Origin of the sequence: Streptomyces sp. NPDC046727 (assembly GCF_040645635.1) — a bacterium.
Taxonomy (GTDB): Bacteria; Actinomycetota; Actinomycetes; order Streptomycetales; family Streptomycetaceae; genus Streptomyces.
In genome coordinates this window covers 157,933-177,299 of record NZ_JBEYYR010000009.1, presented here as the reverse complement: position 1 = coordinate 177,299, position 19,367 = coordinate 157,933, and the positions used below count along the sequence as shown (strand labels likewise).

The following is a 19,367-nucleotide window of genomic DNA, read 5'->3' as shown; positions in this document are numbered from 1 at the left end:
AGCCCCCTCAGTGAGTACGGGCCGGTTCAGGGGCAGCCGATTCGGCCGCGGCGGCGATGTTGCGGACCATGCCGCCGAAGACCGCGGCGTGGAAGGGGGTCACCCCCCACCAGTAGGCGTGCCCGGCCAGGCCGTGCGGATGGAACAGGGCCCGCTGCCGGTACACCGTGCGCCCCTGTGGATCCCGGTCGACGGCCATCTCCAGCCAGGCCAGGCCCGGCAGCCGCATCTCCGCGCGCAACCGGAGCAGCCGGCCCGGCTCGATCTCCTCCACTCGCCAGAAGTCCAGGCTGTCGCCGACCCGCAGCCTGGTCGCGTCCCGGCGGCCCCGGCGCAGACCGACTCCGCCGACCAGAGCGTCCAGCCAGCCCCGCAGGGACCAGGCCAGCGGCGAGGAGTACCAGCCGTTCTCGCCGCCGATCGCCTCCACCACCCGCCACAGCTCCTGCGGCGGCGCCGCGACCGTGCGCTCTCGGTGATCCGTGTAGAGGCTCCCGCCCGCCCAGTCGGGGTCGGTGGGCAGCGGGTCGCTGGGGGCGCGGGGAGTCGAGGCCGAGGACCACCTGGTGGCGACGTCCGCGTCCTGCACACGCCGCAGAGCCAGCCGGATCGCCCGGTCCAGACCGACCGGTCCCTCCGGCGGGTCCGGCACGTAACGGACGATGTCCCGCTCGGCGCAGACCACCTCGTGCCTGAGCGACTCGACCAGCGGGCGCGCGAGAGCGCCCGGCACCGGGGTGACCAGACCGACCCAGAGGCTGGACAGCCGGGGGGTGAGCGGCGGAACCGGGACGATGACCCGTTTCGGCAGCCCGGCGACGACGGCGTACCGCCGCATCATCTCCTCGTACGTGACGATGTCCGGTCCGCCGATGTCGAAGGCGCGGTTCACGTCGTACGGCAGCGTCGCGCATCCCACGAGGTAGCGCAGCACGTCGCGGACGGCGATGGGCTGGATGCGGGTGCGCACCCAGCTCGGGGTCACCATCACGGGCAGCCGCTCGGTCAGGTACCGCAGCATCTCGAACGAGGCCGAACCCGACCCGATGATCACGGCTGCCCGCAGCACGGCGGTCGGCACGCCCGAGGCCAGGAGGATGCGGCCCACTTCGGTGCGGGACCGCAGATGGGGTGACAGTGCGTGCTCGGGTACTCCGGAAGGGCTGAGTCCGCCGAGGTAGACGATCCGGCGGATTCCGGCGGCCCGCGCCTGCTCACCGAAGATCCGGGCGGCGCGCCGGTCGGTCTCCTCGAAGCCCCGACCGGTGCCCAGCGCGTGCACCAGGTAGTACGCGACGTCCATGCCCTCCATGGCCGCGCGCACGGCGCCCTCGTCCGTCACGTCCCCGCGCACGGCCTCCGCCTGCCCGGCCCACGGATGATCCCGCAGCTTGCCGGGCGAGCGGGCCAGGCAGCGCACGGAATGCCCGGCGGCCAGCAACTCCGGCACCAGCCTTCCGCCCAGGTAACCGGTGGCGCCGGTGACCAGACAGCGCAGCGGCCGGTCGTCGTCGGTCATGCCGGTCGCACGCATGCCTGTCGAGTGCGCCTTGTCCGGCGACGGCCTGCGGACCGGGGCGCAGGAAACGTCATGGCTCTCATGTCCTCCTGGGAGGTGCCTTCCGAGAGGCCCTGCCGCTGGTCTCTGACCCCATGCTTGGGGCCGCGGACGAACACCGCAACCTCGCCGTCCCCGGCCGGAGGGCGCTGACAACGGCTTCGGTGGGTGAGGACGGCGAAGACTGGGGTACGGCAGGGACGTGCCCTATCCGTGCCCGTAAGTGCGGACAATCACGGTCGACCACGGGCGCCCGGCCCCTGTACAGCGATGCCGACACACCGAATCCCCAGGTCAGCGACCTGGGGATTGTTTGTTGCCCAGGGCAGGTCCGCCTGGCCCCGGCTGGTTGTGGCCCGGAGTGTCTGGGCAGATGCCGAGGCGGCGGGCGATGGACCGCGCCGTGGCGGAGCAGTTCGGTCCCGAGCACGGCGCTCAGCAGCTCGGGCAGCTCGGCAGCGATGTCGCGCGACCGCGGTCACCACGCACCGTCCAGGACACCTTCCCGCGACTCCGACGCCGCTCGGCAGATGCAGGGAAGCAGGGGGTGAATCGGAGCCGGTGCGAACACGGGACTCGCCTCGCGCCTCCCACGCCACTCCCCGTGCCCCCGGAATCTCCGGGATCCACCTGCCCGACGAATCACCGTCGTCTGGACGTCGGCCAAAGCGTCCGCCACCACGGGACGAGGTCGCGCGCTGCCCCTGCGGAGGTGGCTGCCGGCCACTGGCCGTCGCGCTCTTCGCGGGGATGGTGGGCGGAAGTGCACGGCAGGAAAGCCGCGCCTGCGGAGACCAATATCTGTGCCCGTGAAATGAGATATAGATGTCGGGTACGGCGAGTATTCCTCTACCGCCCGGCGGAGTGGAATTGTCCACCACGCAAGGCCGATCGCACCGTGCTACTGTCGTTCTCAGTTGCAGGTGTGGTTGCCAGAAGGTTTTTCCGACGGCTGATCATCACGGCGACACGGAACGCGCACAGGGCGTATTCCCGAAACCGCCTTCGAAGGAGAAACAACATGGCTACTGGCACCGTGAAGTGGTTCAACGCCGAAAAGGGCTTCGGCTTCATCGAGCAGGACGGCGGCGGCCCCGACGTCTTCGCCCACTACTCGAACATCGCCGCCCAGGGTTTCCGCGAGCTGCGGGAAGGCCAGAAGGTGTCGTTCGACATCGCGCAGGGCCAGAAGGGCCCGACGGCCGAGAACATCGTTCCCGCCTGACGCACCGGCACTGACGCATACTTCGCAGCTGGGGCCCGCACCTTGGGGTGCGGGCCCCAGCGCGCTTTATTCCCGGGACGATTCGGCCCTGTCTTTTTCGACCCGTTCTCGCGATCCTGCGCCGCTCATTCCGCTGCGGAAATTCCTTGATGCGTGCCCGCACCGAGGAAAGGTTCCGCATGAACCGCACACGTACCACTCGCGCACGCACCAATCGCACATACGACCGCTTCGGAGGAAGCACCGCTGCGGGCCGCTCCAGTGGTCACGGAAACCGACCACGCTCGGCCATGAAGGCGTGACCGTACCGTTCCCGATCCAGGCGGCGAACCTGCCTGACTCCCTGGCCGGCCGTGACGTACTCGGTCGCGGCCGCACCGGCTCGGGCAAGACCCCGGCCGGCGCGGAGGTGGTCGTCGCGACGCCCGGTCGGCTCAAGGACCTCATCGACCGGCGCGACTGCCGACTCGCCGACGTCGATGTCACGGTGCTCGACGCGGCCGACCAGATGGCGGACATGGGGTTCATGCCCCAGGCCACCGCCCTGCTCGATCAGGTGCGCCCGAGGGCCGGCGGCTGTTGTTCTCGGCCACCCTGGACCGCAGGGACTGTCTGCGCCGTGGCGGCCGCACGGCCGCGCCGGGGAGTCCGGCAGCGGAGCTGAGCCGGATCACAGGCGCCCAGGCGACCTCCGGGGTCCCTGTGGTCATCACCGCGCCTGTCGTGGAACGCACCCGCCGCGAGCCTTCGCCGTCCAGGTACCGCCGGGACCGCACCGGCCAGGGCCGACCCGTCGGCGCGGGGGTGCGCCGCAGGGCACAGCGGCGGCCCGGCAACCACTCGGCTGCTCGGGTCGGCGCGGTCCCCGGAGCCCCGTTGGTCTTCCGGAAGCCGCCGTGGTCTCCCGGGGCCGAAGACCGCCAAGCCGACCAGCCCTTATCGAAGGAGACACCCTTGACGCCGGCGCGGATGCAGCACCGCAGGCCGGGCCCCACCCCCGTGTCCGGGTCGAGTACCTGACCGTGTGCGACGGGGACGACCAGAGCACAGCTCTGCCGGCCGCTCGGGTGGCGTCGGTGGGTGCCGGCCTCGATGAAGGGCGTCAGGCCCGAGCTCGTCACGGGGGCGTCCGTGATCGTCGGCCGCCGCCGCTACCCCGTCGAGCAGGTGGGCCAGGGCATCACACGACAGGACCCCCGTGACTTCACCGCCGGCGAGGTCGTGCGGGCCATGACGCCTCTCGGCTCCACCCTCCTCCAAACCGCGTCCGCACTGCTCGGCGGCACCGGCCCCGTGGCCGTGTGAGGACGGGCGGGAGACCGCCCCCGGGGAGCGCCGGCCGGGCAGCGGGGCGGAGGCAGCGTCTCACCGGTCGAAATGGACGAGATCTCCTACGGTCCATGCGCTGACGTCCTTGATCGCGACGCGATACATGCCGCCCGTCTCCGGGATGCCGAGGCTGCCCTGCAGGATCCGGGCGAGATGAAAGTGCAGATGCGTGGGTGCCTCGCCGCGACCTGGCCGGTTCCCTCGCAGACCGCGCGCAAAGACGTCCGAGAACGGGCCGAGACGGTCCGAGTCCTTCAGGACCTCCGCCACCCGCTCCCTCCACACGGCCTCCGGAGCCAGCCGGCCGGTGATGACGGCGCCGCCGACGACCACGGTCAGCGACATCTGATTGCTTCGCTCGGACTCCACCGCGGCGGAGATGGCGACGAGCAGCTCATCAGGGTTCGACATGACAGCACAGCTTATTCGGTCCACCTGTATCAGGAACCACCCGTGAGGCTGAGGCAGTTGGGCGCTCGGCAGGAGGCGGCTTCCGTCAACCGGTGAGGCCCGACCGCGGCAGGCTTCTTCCTCCACCAGAAGGGTGAAATCTACTCTTGCATGAGTAGATTTTCTTTCCCGGCATGGGTATGCTCCTTCTCGTAGACACGGTCGAACGAGACCCGCCAGACACGAACTGGCGGGTGCCTGAAGACGAAGTACGCAGGTCAGTGCGGCTCTCGAGCCTCGAAGCCGGAGTGTTCCCAGAACGGGTGACGGGACTGGGAGCCGCACTGGGCGGCTCGCACGCCAAGGAGCCGCCAACAGCAGTACCGGTTCACTCAGTGGTTGGTTCAGAGAGGAACGGAGGAGCAGACGCCATCAGGATCGCCCGGCCCGAGAAGCACTCGGCCCGGGTACCGCAAGACCCCGGAATGGATGGTGGTCCCCGGTCAAGCAGCTGCGATCCCCCCGCACCCCCCTCTGCCGGGCTGGGTAGCGGAAACAGAAGGTCGGCACAGCAGTAGGGCCGACAGATGGTGTTCAATTTCCTTCGGGGCCCTGGTGCCGTACGGCGCCAGGGCCCCTCGACGCGTTGCACAGCGAGGTGACATGACATCGGACAACCCCCTGAATGATCGTCTGGACGACGACGATTACCCCGCGTACACGATGGGCCGGGCAGCCGAGATGCTCGGCACCACCCCGGCCTTCCTCCGGGCCATCGGTGAGGCTCGCCTGATCACTCCGCTCCGCTCCGAGGGAGGACATCGCCGGTACTCCCGCTACCAACTGCGGATCGCCGCGCGCGCCCGCGAGCTCGTCGACAAGGGGACTCCGATCGAGGCCGCGTGCCGCATCGTCATCCTCGAGGACCAGCTCGAGGAAGCGCAGCGCATCAACGCCGAGTACCGTCGTGCCGCCAGCGAGTCGGCGGGCCGTGCCGGCTCCGGCTCCGCCTGAACACGCGGGCGCGCGCCGTATCCGAAACGCCGTCTTGCGGCCGAAGGAGAGCACGGCTCGGAAAGTCGCCGGTCCGCTGCTGAGACGCACCCCGCCAGAAGGGCTGTGCACTCGCCAAGGGTCCCCGGGCATGTCGACGGAGACAGCGGCGCCAAGCGCAGAGCCCGTTCCCGCAAGCGCTTCGGCCGGCGTCCTTCGACGCCGTGCCCACCGCGTGGCCATAAGAGCGGACAACCAGGGTCACCAGCGGTACCGACCGGCCCGTGCAACGGCGCCTCCGTCGTAGCCCTGGCCCGTGAACCCGACGGTGATCGTCGCTCAGCTCTCACAGCAGTCAGGCCTCGTCCCGCCCGCGTCGGCAAGACGATCCGGGCCGAACCGCCCCTCACCCCTGCACAGGCGGAAAAGCCCTGGGGATCTTCGCGGCAACCTTTTCGGCCTCTCGGACCACTGAGTCTTGTCCGGCCAAGCGGTCCGGTCAGATGCACCAGCTGAAAGAGAGCACAGGCATGTCCCTGGAACGAGAGCACAGACATGTCCCCGGTCCACCCGCGTCATCGGCGGCGTCCCGCGGCGGCGGCCACCGTGCCGACGGCGACGGCGGCGCGCGCGGTGGTCGCCCGAAGCACCGTGGCCGTCGGTTGCTCGCGCATCGGGGTCTCTGGGCGGGTCTCACCATGGTGGTCGTGGCCGGTTCGGCTGTCGTGGTCAGCCAGGCTTCGGCGCAGCAAAAGACCCTGGATCTGAAGAAGTGGTACGTGCTGGTCAACCGCAACAGCGGCAAGGTGCTGGACGACCGCGGCTCCGCCACGAACGACGGCGCGGCGGTGGTGCAGTGGGCGCGCCACGGCGGGGCCAACCAGCAGTGGCGGTTCATCGACGCGGGTGACGGGTACTACCGGCTGCAGAACCGGAACTCCGGCAAGGTGCTGGACGACCTCGGCCGGTCGAAGACCGCCGGCTCCGCCATCGTGCAGTGGAAAGACTTGAACGGCACCAACCAGCAGTTCAAACTGGCCAAGTCGCCGGACGGCTACGTGCGTTTGATCAATCACTTCAGTGGCATGGCCGTCGAGGTCCACAACGCCGCCAAGGCCGACGGGGGCGACGTCGTCCAGAACCGCGACCGGGGCGGTGCCGATCAGCAGTGGAAGCTCGTCCCGGCCGGGAGTGTCGGCACGCAGCCGTCGTCAGCACCGTCTCCCTCGGCCGGTGGCGGCAGCTCGACGAAACGCTTCATGGGCAGTGACAAGGTGCTCATCGGCGGCTCGATGTCCGACGCCTCGGCAGCTGCCGCACCGTTCGACGTGCGGTACGCCTATGTGCACAGCCAGCCCGCGCCCTCGTCGGACTACTACTCGGCAGCGCGCTGCCACGACGATTGGTCGGGCTGGTGGGGCTGCTGGAACGGCAGCACCACGGCGCCCGGCACTTACGTGACCTGGCGGGACGACGTGGCGGCCCACGCGACGTACAAGGGCAGCCCGCGTCCGCAGAAGATGCTCTGGACCTGGTACTCGTTGCGCGACCTCGGGGATGCGGCAGGCCAGGGCGACGGTCCGGGCGAGGTCAAGGCCATCAACCGGCTTGACCTGCTCACCCGGTACCTGAACGACTACCGTTTCTTCCTCCAGAAGATCGGCACGTCGCACGAAGCGATCGATCTTGAGCCCGACTTCTGGGGCTACGTCCGGTCGCTCGGCAATCCGCACCAGGTTCCCGCACAGGTCTCGGGCGCGAATCCGACGGATTGCGGATCGCAGGAGAACAGCGCCGCCGGACTCGCCCAGTGCCTGATCTCGATGGCGCACAAGTACGCGCCGAACACCGCCGTGGGGATGCACCTCTCCTGCTTCGACTGGGAGACCGACACACAGGCCTGCGTCAAGGACTACGCGAGCCTCGGGGCGCAGAACGCCGACTTCCTGGCCACCGATGTGTCGGACCGCGACGCGGGCTGGTACGCACAGCCGGCCCACGGCGGCAGTGACCACTTCTGGACCGACCGGAAGGCCGCCGCCGCGCTGGAGTTCTACAGGACGATGGCCGAGTCCGTGGGCAAGCCGGTGGTCCTGTGGCAGATCCCCGTGGGCAACATGGCGCAGAACAACACCCGCAACCATTACAAGGACGACAAGGTGGACTGGTTCTTCGCACACATGGACCAGGTCGCGAACGCCCATGTCGCCGGCCTGTTCTTCGGTCCGGGGCAGGAGGAACAGACCGCGGTCGAGTCCGACGGCGGAAACCTGATCAACAAGACGATCGCCTATCACAACTCGCGCGGTACAGCACTCAAGTAGGTGAAGCCGACGAATGCGCCCCGGAGCCCCAGCCGATGCACGGCTGGGGCTCCTCGTGGTGGTGAGTGTCGATCAGGCGGGTCAGCGCTTCAGGGTGAGGATGCCGGGCCGGTACGGCAGGTTGTCGTAGGAGGTGTTCGGCGGTGTGTCGGGGGACTTGCCCTGGTAGAGGAACTGCAGGTTGCAGGGGTCGATGGTCATGGTCTGGTCGGGGTTGTTGCGGACCAGGTCGCCGTGGCTGATGTCGTTGGTCCAGGTGGCGCCGCTGTTGGCCTTGCCCGCGAAGGGGTTGGACTCGGTGGCGGCCTGCGGGGTCCACGGACCGTTCAGGCTGGTGGCGGTGAAGGAGCGGAAGTAGCGCTGCTCGCTCGCACCGCGAGCCTCGACGATCATGAGGTACTGGTTCTGGCCCTGGACCTTGTAGACCTGCGGCGCCTCGAACAGGTTCTTCACCGAGTCGCTCATGACGGTCGTGTACGACGAGCCGAAGCTGCCGGGGAAGTTGCCGATCGGCATGCTCGACTTGTAGATCTTGCCGTTGTCGCCGGCGAAGAACAGGTACATGTTCTTGTCGTCGGCGATCAGGGTCTGGTCGATCGGGCCGGTGGCGGAGTCGGTGCGGGGGATGCTGCCGGTGAACAGCGGCTGCGGCGCGGACCAGCCGTTGGGATTGGTGGGGTCGCTGGAGGTGCGGTAGCTGAAGGGCCACGGACCCCACTGGTACGCCAGTACCCAGATCTTCTTGGGCGCGAAGTAGAACAGCGTGGGCGCCACCGCCTTCTCGCTCATGCCGGTCTGGCGGGCCGACGCCATGTCCGACCAGTTCGTGAAGGGGCTGAACGCCATCGAGCCGTAGGCCGATCCCGAGTAGTTCGACCCGTAGACCAGGTGCTTGCCGTTGTAGGTCGCGGTGGTGAAGTCCTTCAGCGAGGCCCACCCGTTCGCCGGCTGGGCCAGCGCGTCCGTCGAGGTCCACCGGTATGTCGACGGAAGAGCACACGTGTCGCTCTTCGGCGCCGCGGTCGGCTGGAAGTTCCAGCGTTGGTTGGCGCCGCCGCCGTTGGTGTCCCAGATCTGGACGGGGGTGCCGTTGGCGGTCCGGCCGCCGGGGATCTCCAGCGCCCGGCCGCTGGCGACGTTGGTCAGCGTGTAGGAGCCGTCGCTGTTCCGGTTGGCCTTCCAGTGCTGGTGGGCGCCGCCGTTGGCGTCCCAGACCGTCGGCCTCGTCCCGTTGGCCGTCCGGCCGGCCGGCTCGTCCAGTACCCGGCCGCTGGCGACGTTGGTCAGGGTGTAGGAGCCGTCGCTGTTCCGGGTGGCCTTCCACTGCTGGTTGGAGGCGCCGCCGGCGTCCCACACCTGGAGCGGGGTGCCGTTGTCGTTCTGTCCCGCGGGCTCGTCGAGAACGCGTCCGGCGGCTGCGTTGGAGAGCGTGTAGACGGTGCCGGAGGTGATGCCCCCGGCCTGTGTGCCGCCGCCGGTGCTGGCCAGGGCGGTGAGCACGGCGTTGTAGGCGGGCTTCTTGTTGCCTCCCGCGTCGAACAGCAGGGCGTTCTCACCGGTGCGCCAGGAGTCGCTGTCGCGGATGCCCCACACCGTGATGCCCGTGCAGCGAGCGACGTTCATGCACGCCTGGACGGCGTTGGTGTACGCGGTGGCGGACGCCTGGGCGATGTCGAGCTCGGTGATCTGCACGTCCACGCCGAGCGCGGCGAAGTTGGACAGGGTGGTCTGGAAGCCGGCCGGCGGGCCGCCTGCGCCGAAGTGGCTCTGGAAGCCGACGCAGTCGATGGGCACACCGCGCGCCTTGAAGTCCTTGACCATCTTGTAGACGCCCTGGGTCTTGGCGTCGGACCAGTTCTCGATGTTGTAGTCGTTGTAGCAGAGCTTGGTGGAGGGGTCGGCGTTCCGGGCGGTGCGGAAGGCCTCCTCGATGAAGCCGTCGCCCAGCACGTCCTGGAACACGGAGCTGCGGTGCCGGCCGCTGCCGCCGTCGGCGAAGGCCTCGTTGACCACGTCCCAGGCGTAGATCTTGCCCTTGTAGTGGGTCATCTCCTGGGTGATGTGGTTCTTCATCACCGTGCGCAGGGTGCCGGCGTCGGTGATGGACTTGACCCAGCCGGGCAGTTGGGAGTGCCAGACCAGGGTGTGGCCGCGCAGGCGCTGGCCGTGCGCGGAGGCGTGGCTGACGATCGAGTCGGCGGCGGCGAAGGTGAACGACCCGCGGGAGGGCTCGATGGCGTCCCACTTCATCTCGTTCTCCGGGGTGATCATCTTGAATTCCCGGTCGAGAATGGCGGAGTACGTGGAGTCGCCGAGCTTGCCCGCGGCCACTGCCGTGCCGAAGTAACGGCCGCTGCCGGCCGCCGCGTCGGCGGCCGTGGTCGGTGTGGGGGCCTCCGGCGTGCGTGCGGCCAGGGCGACCAGTGGTACGGCGGCGCCCGCGGCGGCGAGGACCACGGCGGCGGCGAGCACGCGGCGGGTGGCCGGACGGCGACGATGAGAGCGGTTCTGATCTGACAACGGCATGTCCTTCTGGCACAGCGGGCCCTGATCCGGCCCTGGTCACCCCGCCAGTTGTCGCCACGCACACAAAGGTTGCCGCGATCGAGGGAGGAATTTTCACGGCCGCCGTCACCCTCCCCGACCCAGCTCCACGGCGACCTGCCGGCCGCCTACGCCGACGGGACGAACGCTCCCCGGACCGACGCGGAGCCGCCCGTACCCTGTGCGTCGACGCGGTAGCCGTCGCCCGCCGCACTGCGCGCGTCGGCGCCGTTGTTGAACTGCGCGGCGAACTCATGGCTCCCGGCCGGCACGGTCAGGCCCGGCTTGAGGACCCAGCGGTAGATCAGCGTGCCGTCGGCCTCCTGGACGGTGACGGTGAAGTCACCGCTCGGCAGGGTCTGCCAGGTGCCTGTGTTCTTCACCCCGCCGGTCTGCACGATCCGCATCTCGACCGTGAGCGAGGTGAGCGGCTGGGCCGTCTTGAGGACGAGGTTGCTCTGCGTCCAGTAGACGGTGCTGTGCGGGTCCACCGAGCCGGCCGACCACAGCGGCCCGTTCTGGCTCTCGCCGGCGGCCGGCGAGGGACTGGCGGCCGACGGAGTCGGGCGCGAGCTGCCCGGGGTGGTGGCCGGGGCCGGCGCGACAGGGGTGGGGCGGCCCGATGTCGGGTGCGGGGAGCTGACGGTCGGGGACGGGGTGGCAGGCGTGGTCACGGTGGCCGACGGCGACGAGTGCGCGACGATGGCGGCGACGGCGAGGCCGCCGGTCGCCAGGATGCCGGTGGCGGCGAGCCCGGCGAGCACGACCCTGGTCCCGGACCTCGCGAACGGCCGCGCGCGGTGACGGACGGCGGGGCCGGCCATGCCGCGTTCCACTCGGGCCAGCATCCGCGCGCGGTCGGGCCGGTGGGCCTCGGCGGCCTCGCGCAGCCGACGGGCGATCTCCTCGTTCACCGGTTCCTCCTCCCTGCCACCAGGTCCCCGACCGCTCGCGCGCCCAGTATCCTTTCCAGCTCGGCCATTCCCTTCGAGGTCTGGCTCTTCACCGTTCCCACCGATATGCCCAGCGCTGCCGCCGTGTCCTTCTCCGACAGGTCGAAGGCGTGCCGCAGCACCACGCAGGCGCGCTTGCGGAACGGCAGCCGGGCGAGCGCCGCGCGGACGTCCAGCACGGCCGCCACGTCCGGCCCCTCCGCCTTCTCTGGGCTGCGGGACCAGAACAGCGTGACCCGGAGTCGCTCGCGCACCGCGCTGCGGATCCGTCCGCGCGCCAGGTTGGCCACCACACCGCGGGCGTAGGCGACCGGGTGGTCGGCCTGCCGCAACCGGTCCCAACGCTGCGACAGGGCGACCAGGGCATCCGCCGCGAGGTCGTCCGCCGCGTCGGTCTCGCCGGTCAGGAGGTGTGCCAGACGGGCGAGTTCGGCATAGTGGCGTTCGAAGAATTCGTGGAACTCCGCGGACGCGTCGTCGAGGACCATCCCCCGGTCGCCCTCTCCTTGCCATGATGTGCGCGTTGGTTGCGCGTTTAACAACAACGGGGGGCGCAGCCTAACAGTGCCCGGCCCGGGATTCGAACGGCGGTCGTGCTCGGTTGCGGACCGGTGAAGGCTGACCGGCGGGCTGGTCAATGCCGGGCGAACCGGACGCCGGTCGGCTGCGCGACGTCCGGCCGTACGGCGATGCCGTCGACGGTCAGCTGCTCCCCGTAGATGTCGTTCGGCCCACCGTGACGCGCCGCTGCTCCCGGTTTCTTCCGCACCACGCCGACGCCGACCGACCCATGGGAAACCCCCAGGTCACAGACCTGGGGGTGTGATCGGTGTGCGGGCGTGAGGTGGCGGGAGCGGTGTTCGGGTTACTGCACGTCCACGTAGTCGCCGGTCGCCTTGACGGGTGGGGTGGTGGAGGTGCCTGCGAAGTTCCAGCGCCAGTAGCCGTCTTCGGAGGCGGGGACCGTGGTCGTCAGGGTGCCGGTGCTGGACGTGGTCACGGTCTTGACGGTGGTGTACGCCGTCGTGCCCGCCTTGCGGAACTGGAGCTTGACCGGCTGGTTGGTGTAACCCCGGTAGTCGAGGTTGTCCCAGTCGGCGCGGGTGAGCTTGCCGGTGACGGTGAGGGCCGCGCCCTTGGCCACCGGCTCGGGGCCCGCGTTCACCGTGAGCTTGGACTGCCGCTGCAGACGGGTCGTGGTGTAGTCCGGCGTGTGCGTCCAGGTGTCGTCATTGGCCACGCCCTGGACGCTGACCTTCCAGGTGCCGGCGTGCGCGTTGGTGAGCGCGGTGCCGCTGTACCTCCAGTCCGGTTCGAGGGAGAACGTCTGCGAGCAGGTGGAGGTGGTGGCACTCGAGGCGACGCAGTCGGCGTGGTAGTGGAACTGGTTCGACACGATGCGGTCGTCGTACGCCTCGTAGGGGTTCGTGCCGTCCGGTCCGCGCCACAGGACGAAATCCGCGTCCTGGATGCCGGACGGGTGGGTGAAGGTCCCGGAGACGGTGACCGTCTTGGCGTAGAGATCGACCACGACGTTCTTGCCGCCGTCGAAGGTGACGTCGCTGATCTGGACGTCGGTCTGGGTCTCGTCGCCGTAGGCACCGGGGGCGGCGACGCCGGCCAGCGCGGCCACGGCACCGAACAGAGCAAAGGCAGCGCGCTTGCGCATGTATCTCCTTCACAGAGGGAAGAGGGGGAACCCGCCGAGCGGGAGCGGCGGGGCAGCCGAAGCCGGTCAGGGACCAGTGACCGACTTGATCGTGTACGGGAAGCTCTCCTGCTGCCAGATCACCGTGAACCGGGAGGCCGGGCGGGTGTCGACCTGGGGTACCCGGCCGTCCGACGTGAGGGTCTTCGTCGTGCCGAAGGCGCCGGAGCGGCTGATCAGGCGGGCGCTGGTCCTGGTGTAGCTGTACGGGGGCGTCGACTTGGGGACGACCGTGTGGAAGACCAGCATGCCGTCGCCGTCGTCGTCGAGGGCCAGGTCGGGGCGGTCGCCGAGGCCGAGGGTGGTGACCGTGCCGCGGGTGCCGCCCGCGGACAGCCGACGGCCGAGCAGCTCCAGCTTGCCGTTGGTGTACCGGGTCCACACGATCATCGAGTCGCCGTCGAGGTCGGTCGCGAGGGCGTGGTGGAAGCCCACGTTGTCCGTGGAGGCCGAGATGCGCAGGGGAGCCGCCAGGGTGCCGGTGCGGCTCCAGCGGGAGGCCCAGACCTGCGAGCGCTCCCCGCCGCCGGAGTGGTAGGTGACGACCGCGTCGCCGTCCCGGTCCACGCCGACTCGCACCATGCCGAAACCGCCGTACGACGCGATCGGCGAGGTGAGCACCTTCGTCGAGGAGACGGACGTCGACGTGATCCGCCTGGCCACGACGTCCGAGGCGCGCGCCCAGGCGACGACGAACTGGCCGTTGCGGTCCACTCCGATGGCCGGCTTCTCCGCCGAGCCCGAGCCGAGGGTGATGGGCGCGCCGAGCGTGCCGTCGAGCTTGAGGCGACGGGCGACCGCGTACCAGCTTCCGTCGCGGATCTCCGTCCAGGTCGCCATCGCGGTGCCGCCCGGGGTCACGGCGACCACCGGGGTGGTCGCGGGCGCCGACGTGGACAGCTTCTGCAGCGGTCCGACGAGGCTGCCGGAGGCCGAGACCCGTCGGCCCACGACCTGGCTGTCCTGCTGCCAGACCACCGCCGAGTCGCCGGTGTCGTCGGAGGCGGCCTCCGGCCAGGACGGTGCGGCACCGTCGGGCGACAGGGTGCGGATCGCCGTCACCGTGCCGCTCGCGGTCTTCACCCTGGTCTGGATCCGGTAGTAGCAGCCCGGCGTCGACAGGTTGCAGGCGTTCCAGACCAGCAGGGCGTCGCCCTGCCGGTCGACCGACACCGTGGGGGAGTCGTCAGGGGTCCAGCCGGAGGCCGACACGTTCCACGTCGACGTCCACGCCGCCTCGGCGTTCATGGCCATCGTCGCGGTGACCGCGATCCCGGCCGCCGCGGCGACGGAAACCCCGGCAAGAACACGACGCTTCACCGAACGCCGATGGCGTGCTGCACCCTGAGCCACCCTCATCCCCCACTTCGTTCCCGTGACGTGGGCACAGCCGTCACACAGGCTGCCCGCAATACCCAGCGCACCTGCATGCTCAAACGTCACATGCGTACGGAAGGGCCTCCCTCCTCACGCCGGTCCGACACTGGGACCGGGCTGATCCGCGAGCTGATCACAGCCCGGGGCAGGGGGAAATCTGTCATGGCGAGCCCACATCTCCATGCCTGCCGGAGTTAGGGTTGTCGCACGACGCGGACGGTGCCGGAACCTTCGGAGACCGGTGCCAGGCACCCCCGGGTCCCTCGCCGCGTCCCCGAAACCAAGGTGCTATGCCCGCTGAGAACGCCCCTGTCGCCGGCAACCTCGACGACGACGACTATCCCGCCTACACCATGGGACGGGCCGCTGACGTTCTCGGCACCACCCCTGCCTTCCTGCGGGCCGTCGGCGAAGCCGGGCTGATCACCCCGCTGCGTTCGGAAGGCGGTCACCGCCGGTACTCCCGCCGCCAGTTGCGCGTCGCCGCCCGCGCCCGTGAGCTGGTCGACCAGGGCACTCCCATCGAGGCCGCGTGCCGCATCGTCTCCCTCGAGGACCAGCTCGACCACGCGCTCCGTCTGAACCGGGAAGTGGGCCGGAAGCTGGGCGAGCACGGCGCGGATACCTAGTCTCGCCACCACAGAAATACACGCCGGCGGCGGATGAGAATTATCTGGCGCTGCTCAAAACGCATGGCCGCCACCACCAGCCTGTGTTAGCGTGGTGGCAGTTGCAGTTTTGATTGCCAGAGATTTTTTCTTTGCAGAGCTTTCCAGATCTTTCCGGAGAGGTGATCATCGCGGCGACTCGGCTCCATAAAGTGTGGAGTCCGCACTGCCTCTCAAGGGAGATTCAACATGGCATCTGGCACCGTGAAGTGGTTCAACGCGGAAAAGGGCTTCGGCTTCATCCAGCAGGACGGTGGCGGCGCTGACGTGTTCGCCCACTACTCGAACATCATCAGCAACGGTGGTTTCCGCGAGCTTCAGGAAGGCCAGAAGGTCAGCTTCGACGTCACGCAGGGCCAGAAGGGCCCGCAGGCCGAGAACATCGTTCCCGCCTGACACTGACGTGAATCGCCGCGAGCCAGTGGTTCGCGCATCATGTGGCTGGGGCCCGCGCTCTTGGGGTGCGGGCCCCAGCTCATTGGTTTTCCGATTTTCCGGATTTCACCGGGCCACCGACATTCCCCGGCCGGCCGCCCCACGACTCCCGGATCTTCATTTTTCTCCGGCTCATTCTTGCGAATCCTCGTGTGGTCATCACCGCCGGACGGAATTCCTCGATACGCCGCATCGAGGAAGGTTCCTCCATGAACCGCACCCCCCATCGCGCCAGCGGCACCTCCGGCGGCTCCCGCACGGACAGAAGGTCCGCGCGCTCGACCGGGTCCGCCGGCGGCAACCGCTTCCGTACGCAGGAGACGGGCCGTAAGGGCCCCCGCCCGGGCGCCGGGCGAAAGAGCGACCAAGGCGCACGCTCCACCCCGCGCCGACGGGAGTTCGCTCCGCCGGTCACCGTCACCGAGCCCCTGCCCGCGGTCGACACGTTCGCCGAACTGGACATGCCGGCACGGCTGCTGGCCGCGCTCCGCACCGAGGGCGTGACCGTACCCTTCCCGATCCAGGCCGCCACGCTGCCGAACGCGCTGGCCGGCCGGGACGTCCTGGGCCGCGGCCGTACGGGCTCGGGCAAGACGCTCGCCTTCGGTCTGCCGGTGCTGGCGCGCCTGGACGGGCAGCGGGCACGGCCCAAGCAGCCGCTCGCCCTCGTTCTCGTCCCGACCCGGGAACTGGCCCAGCAGGTCACCGACGCGCTCACCCCCTACGCCCGCGCCCTGCGGCTGCGGATCGCCACCGTGGTGGGCGGCATGTCGATCGGCCGGCAGGCGAAGGCGCTGCGCGAAGGCGCCGAGGTCGTCGTCGCCACGCCCGGCCGCCTCAAGGACCTCATCGAACGGGGAGCCTGCCGGCTGGACCAGGTCGCCGTCACCGTCCTGGACGAGGCCGACCAGATGGCCGACATGGGTTTCCTGCCGCAGGTGACCGCACTGCTCGACCAAGTTCCCGCCAGGGGCCAGCGGTTGCTTTTCTCGGCCACCCTGGACCGCAACATCGACCTCCTGGTGCGCCGCTACCTCGACGACCCCGTCGTGCACTCGGTCGACCCGTCCGCGGGAGCGGTCACCACGATGGAGCACCATCTGCTGCATGTGCGCGACGCCGACAAGGACACCGCCGCGACCGAGATCGCCGCGCGCGAGGGACGCGTGCTCATGTTCCTGGACACCAAGCACGCGGTCGACCGGCTGGCCGAGCACCTGCTGTCCGTCGGGGTGCGTGCCTCGGCCCTGCACGGCGGCAAGTCCCAGCAGCAGCGCAACCGGACACTCGCCCAGTTCAAGGACGGCCACGCCACGGTCCTGGTGGCCACCAACGTCGCCGCCCGCGGCATCCACGTCGCGGGCCTCGACCTCGTCGTGAACGTCGACCCTCCCGGCGATCACAAGGACTACCTCCACCGCGGCGGCCGTACCGCCCGCGCCGGCGAGTCGGGCACCGTCGTCACCCTCGTCCTTCCGCACCAGCGCCGGGCCGTGGAGCGGCTGATGGCCGACGCCGGCATCACCCCGCGTGCCGCCCGGGTCCGCCCGGGCGAGGCCGAGCTGCAGCGCATCACCGGCGCCCGGACGCCCTCCGGCGTACCCGTCGTCCTCACCGCACCGGCCGACGGACGAGGAGAGGGCGAGGGATCCGCCGGCCGGCGTCGCAGGGGCCGGGCCGCCGGCCGTGGAGGAAGCGGTCAGGGCACCGGCCGGGTCGCCCGGAGCCGTCGGCCCGCACCGAGGAACAACCCGTAGCCCGAACACGGCTGCGCCCTGGACATGCTCGCTCTCACACCCGGACCGCCGTGGCCCGGTCGACCTCTCCGGCGTTCTTCCCCACCCCTGTGGAGGCATCCATGCGTTGTGTCATCGCCCGTTTCCCCTTCGACCTGACCAAAGGTGAGGTCGAGCAGTCCATGAGCGGCATCACACCCGAACCCGTCACCGGCGTGTCCGTGACCATCGACCGTCGCCTCTACCCCGTGATGCAGGTCGGGGAAGTGATCACCAGGCAGAACCGCCGGGACTTCACGGTGGCGGAGATGCGCCGAGCACTGACCCGGCTCGGCTTCACCTGCCACGACACGCCCCCCGTGGCACCCGCCCGGCACGCACCGGCCGACGACGACGCGCTCGGCTGGTGACGCCCTCAAGGGCGGCAGCGGACGACGTGCCGTCGGAACACCGAAGGGCACCCGTCCAACCGGCGGCCCGGCGCAGGCCGGGCAGTCGGCACAACGTGCTCAGGAACCCGACATGGCGCGACCGAACATGGGGTCGTCCCCCGATTTCCCGATGCCCACGGACGACGCGCCGAAGTTCACCGCGCCGGTGGTCGTGACGCCCTTGGCGGAGCCGCGCAGGACCCATACGGCGCCGTCGTCGCTGTTCTCGCCGGCCGCGCCCACCGACAGATCGGCGCGGCCGTCCTTGTTGTGGTCGGCGAGGTGGACGACGTCGCCGAACAGGTCCGACGACTCGTTGGCGCCCGGGACACCCGAGGTGCCCTGGTCGAAGGACTGGGCGCCGGCGCCCGTCAGGCCGGAGGCGCCGCCGCGCAGCACCCAGACGCTGCCCGCGTGGGACGCCGAGCCGATGCTCTCGAAGTCCGCGCCGACGGCGAGGTCCGGGTAGCCGTCGCCGTTGACGTCGCCCGCGGCGAGTGCGCCTCCGAACGAGTCCTCGGACTCGTCCGCTCCCGGCACACCCGCGGTGTCCTGGCTGAGGACGGCGCTGCGCGAGGTGTCGACGCCCGCGGCACCGCCGTAGAACACGGTGACGTAGCCGCCCTTCGCCGTCCGGTCGAAGATGTCGAGGAAGTCGGTGCCGACGACCAGGTCGTCGTGCCCGTCCCGGTCGAAGTCGGCCGCGGTGAGCGCGCCCGCGTACCCCGCGCCCGCCTCGGTCTGCAGCGTGGGCCCGGTCGAGCCGCCCCGGTAGACGAAGTTGCCCGCGGAGGAACCGACCACCACGTCGTCCGCCCCGTCGTTGTCGAAGTCGCCGGCGGCCAGCTCGACGGCGCCCTTCGGGTACGCGCCGGACTCGATCTTCGCGTCGAAGCGCAGCTTCCCGGCCGCGCCGCCGGACTTGGTGAAGCCGCCCTTGAAGATCCACACGTCCTTGCCGGTGGAACCGACCGCCAGATCGGCCTTCCCGTCACCGGTGAAGTCACCGACCACGAGGGACTGGCCGAACCGGTCGTGGCCCGACGGGTTCGGGTCGCTGATCGTCGTGCCGCCCGACAGGCCGGACGGGCCGCCCCACAGGATCGTGACCGAACCGCCGTCGGCATCGCCGCCGACGTCCTCCAGCGGGGTGCCCACGACGAGGTCGCCGTAGCCGTCCCTGTTCAGGTCGCCGTGCGCGAGTTCGGTGCCGAAGCGGTCGGAGGTCTCCGAGTCGCCCGGGACGCCGGAGGAACTCTGCGAGGTGGTCTTGTGGCGCGCGGCGCTGATACCGCTCGACGAGCCGTAGGTGACGACCACGGCGCCCGCCTTCGCCTTCCCGCCCGCGACGGCACCCGGGGCGCCGACCGCCAGATCGCGGTAGCCGTCACCGTTGAAGTCGTCGGCGAGGCCCGACGCGGCGGCACTCGCGCCGCCGGGCAGGGTGATGAGCAGCCCGCCGGCCAGGGCGGCCACGAGGGCGGTGGCCCCCAGGACGACGGGACGTCGGGAGCGCTTGTGGTGGGGCCGGGGCATGGGTTCCTCTCCAGGACATGTGTGCGGGCTCAGAGATGACCTTGGGCGAGGCCGAAGGGTTGTACGGGAAGGGAGAGACCGGTTCGTGTCCACCGGACGGTGGACACGAAGTTCAACCTGGTACCTCTGTCCGCCAACTGCCCTGGCCGACGAGGCTTTT

General features: G+C 70.0%; 17 protein-coding genes and 1 pseudogene. 9 read left to right on the top strand and 9 right to left on the bottom strand.

What is annotated here, in order from left to right; all coding sequences use genetic code 11:
• Positions 1-7: 7 nt before the first annotated feature.
• Complete coding sequence (locus ABZ937_RS14080; RefSeq protein WP_361690653.1) at positions 8-1,534, bottom strand: SDR family oxidoreductase; 1,527 nt, start codon at positions 1,532-1,534, stop codon at positions 8-10.
• Positions 1,535-2,579: 1,045 nt separating this feature from the next.
• Between ABZ937_RS14080 and ABZ937_RS14075 the strand changes: the two genes are divergently transcribed.
• The 3 genes and pseudogenes from ABZ937_RS14075 (at position 2,580) to ABZ937_RS14065 (ending at position 4,088) form a co-directional block, all read left to right on the top strand.
• Positions 2,580-2,783 carry a cold-shock protein gene (locus ABZ937_RS14075; protein ID WP_361690650.1) on the top strand — a complete coding sequence of 68 codons (204 nt, stop codon included), beginning with the start codon at positions 2,580-2,582 and terminating at the stop codon, positions 2,781-2,783.
• A 283-nt stretch (positions 2,784-3,066) separates the two neighbouring features.
• Positions 3,067-3,803, top strand: a pseudogene (locus ABZ937_RS14070) (DEAD/DEAH box helicase); the annotation flags it as partial.
• 72 nt (positions 3,804-3,875) lie between these two features.
• Positions 3,876-4,088 carry an SCO5918 family protein gene (locus ABZ937_RS14065; RefSeq protein WP_361690647.1) on the top strand — a complete coding sequence of 71 codons (213 nt, stop codon included), beginning with the start codon at positions 3,876-3,878 and terminating at the stop codon, positions 4,086-4,088.
• A 60-nt stretch (positions 4,089-4,148) separates the two neighbouring features.
• Here ABZ937_RS14065 and ABZ937_RS14060 read toward each other — a convergent pair whose 3' ends face one another.
• Positions 4,149-4,523 (bottom strand): hypothetical protein, encoded by a 375-nt coding sequence (locus ABZ937_RS14060; RefSeq protein WP_361690644.1) that lies wholly within the window; start codon positions 4,521-4,523, stop codon positions 4,149-4,151.
• Between the two features lie 642 nt (positions 4,524-5,165).
• Between ABZ937_RS14060 and ABZ937_RS14055 the strand changes: the two genes are divergently transcribed.
• Both ABZ937_RS14055 and ABZ937_RS14050 read left to right on the top strand, forming a co-directional pair.
• Positions 5,166-5,516, top strand: coding sequence for a MerR family transcriptional regulator (locus tag ABZ937_RS14055; protein ID WP_361690641.1), 351 nt, complete (start codon positions 5,166-5,168; stop codon positions 5,514-5,516).
• Positions 5,517-6,193: 677 nt separating this feature from the next.
• Positions 6,194-7,819: an RICIN domain-containing protein gene (locus ABZ937_RS14050; RefSeq protein WP_361690638.1), complete on the top strand. Its 1,626-nt coding sequence runs from the start codon at positions 6,194-6,196 to the stop codon at positions 7,817-7,819.
• A gap of 81 nt (positions 7,820-7,900) precedes the next feature.
• On the opposite strand, the gene ABZ937_RS14045 is transcribed toward ABZ937_RS14050, so the two are convergent.
• From ABZ937_RS14045 to ABZ937_RS14020, 6 genes are all read right to left on the bottom strand, one after another.
• Positions 7,901-10,345 carry a non-reducing end alpha-L-arabinofuranosidase family hydrolase gene (locus ABZ937_RS14045; protein WP_361690635.1) on the bottom strand — a complete coding sequence of 815 codons (2,445 nt, stop codon included), beginning with the start codon at positions 10,343-10,345 and terminating at the stop codon, positions 7,901-7,903.
• Positions 10,346-10,491: 146 nt separating this feature from the next.
• Positions 10,492-11,277, bottom strand: a complete 786-nt coding sequence (locus ABZ937_RS14040; RefSeq protein WP_361690632.1) for a hypothetical protein — start codon at positions 11,275-11,277, stop codon at positions 10,492-10,494.
• Positions 11,274-11,804, bottom strand: coding sequence for a SigE family RNA polymerase sigma factor (locus ABZ937_RS14035; protein ID WP_361690629.1), 531 nt, complete (start codon positions 11,802-11,804; stop codon positions 11,274-11,276). The genes ABZ937_RS14040 and ABZ937_RS14035 overlap by 4 nt, the downstream gene beginning before the upstream one ends.
• A gap of 146 nt (positions 11,805-11,950) precedes the next feature.
• Complete coding sequence (locus tag ABZ937_RS14030) at positions 11,951-12,085, bottom strand: hypothetical protein (protein ID WP_361690918.1); 135 nt, start codon at positions 12,083-12,085, stop codon at positions 11,951-11,953.
• A 96-nt stretch (positions 12,086-12,181) separates the two neighbouring features.
• Positions 12,182-12,985, bottom strand: a complete 804-nt coding sequence (locus tag ABZ937_RS14025; protein WP_361690626.1) for a calcium-binding protein — start codon at positions 12,983-12,985, stop codon at positions 12,182-12,184.
• A gap of 66 nt (positions 12,986-13,051) precedes the next feature.
• On the bottom strand, positions 13,052-14,344 hold the full coding sequence (locus ABZ937_RS14020) for a hypothetical protein (protein ID WP_361690623.1): 1,293 nt from the start codon (positions 14,342-14,344) through the stop codon (positions 13,052-13,054).
• Positions 14,345-14,691: 347 nt separating this feature from the next.
• Here ABZ937_RS14020 and ABZ937_RS14015 point away from each other — a divergent pair, with 347 nt between their 5' ends.
• From ABZ937_RS14015 to ABZ937_RS14000, 4 genes are all read left to right on the top strand, one after another.
• Entirely contained in the window at positions 14,692-15,030 is a 339-nt protein-coding gene (locus ABZ937_RS14015) for a helix-turn-helix domain-containing protein (RefSeq protein ID WP_361690620.1), read from the top strand.
• A gap of 228 nt (positions 15,031-15,258) precedes the next feature.
• On the top strand, positions 15,259-15,465 hold the full coding sequence (locus ABZ937_RS14010; RefSeq protein ID WP_361690617.1) for a cold-shock protein: 207 nt from the start codon (positions 15,259-15,261) through the stop codon (positions 15,463-15,465).
• Between the two features lie 248 nt (positions 15,466-15,713).
• Entirely contained in the window at positions 15,714-17,261 is a 1,548-nt protein-coding gene (locus ABZ937_RS14005; protein WP_361690614.1) for a DEAD/DEAH box helicase, read from the top strand.
• A 101-nt stretch (positions 17,262-17,362) separates the two neighbouring features.
• Complete coding sequence (locus tag ABZ937_RS14000) at positions 17,363-17,650, top strand: SCO5918 family protein (RefSeq protein ID WP_361690611.1); 288 nt, start codon at positions 17,363-17,365, stop codon at positions 17,648-17,650.
• A 99-nt stretch (positions 17,651-17,749) separates the two neighbouring features.
• On the opposite strand, the gene ABZ937_RS13995 is transcribed toward ABZ937_RS14000, so the two are convergent.
• Positions 17,750-19,207, bottom strand: coding sequence for an FG-GAP-like repeat-containing protein (locus ABZ937_RS13995; protein ID WP_361690608.1), 1,458 nt, complete (start codon positions 19,205-19,207; stop codon positions 17,750-17,752).
• Positions 19,208-19,367 lie beyond the last annotated feature (160 nt).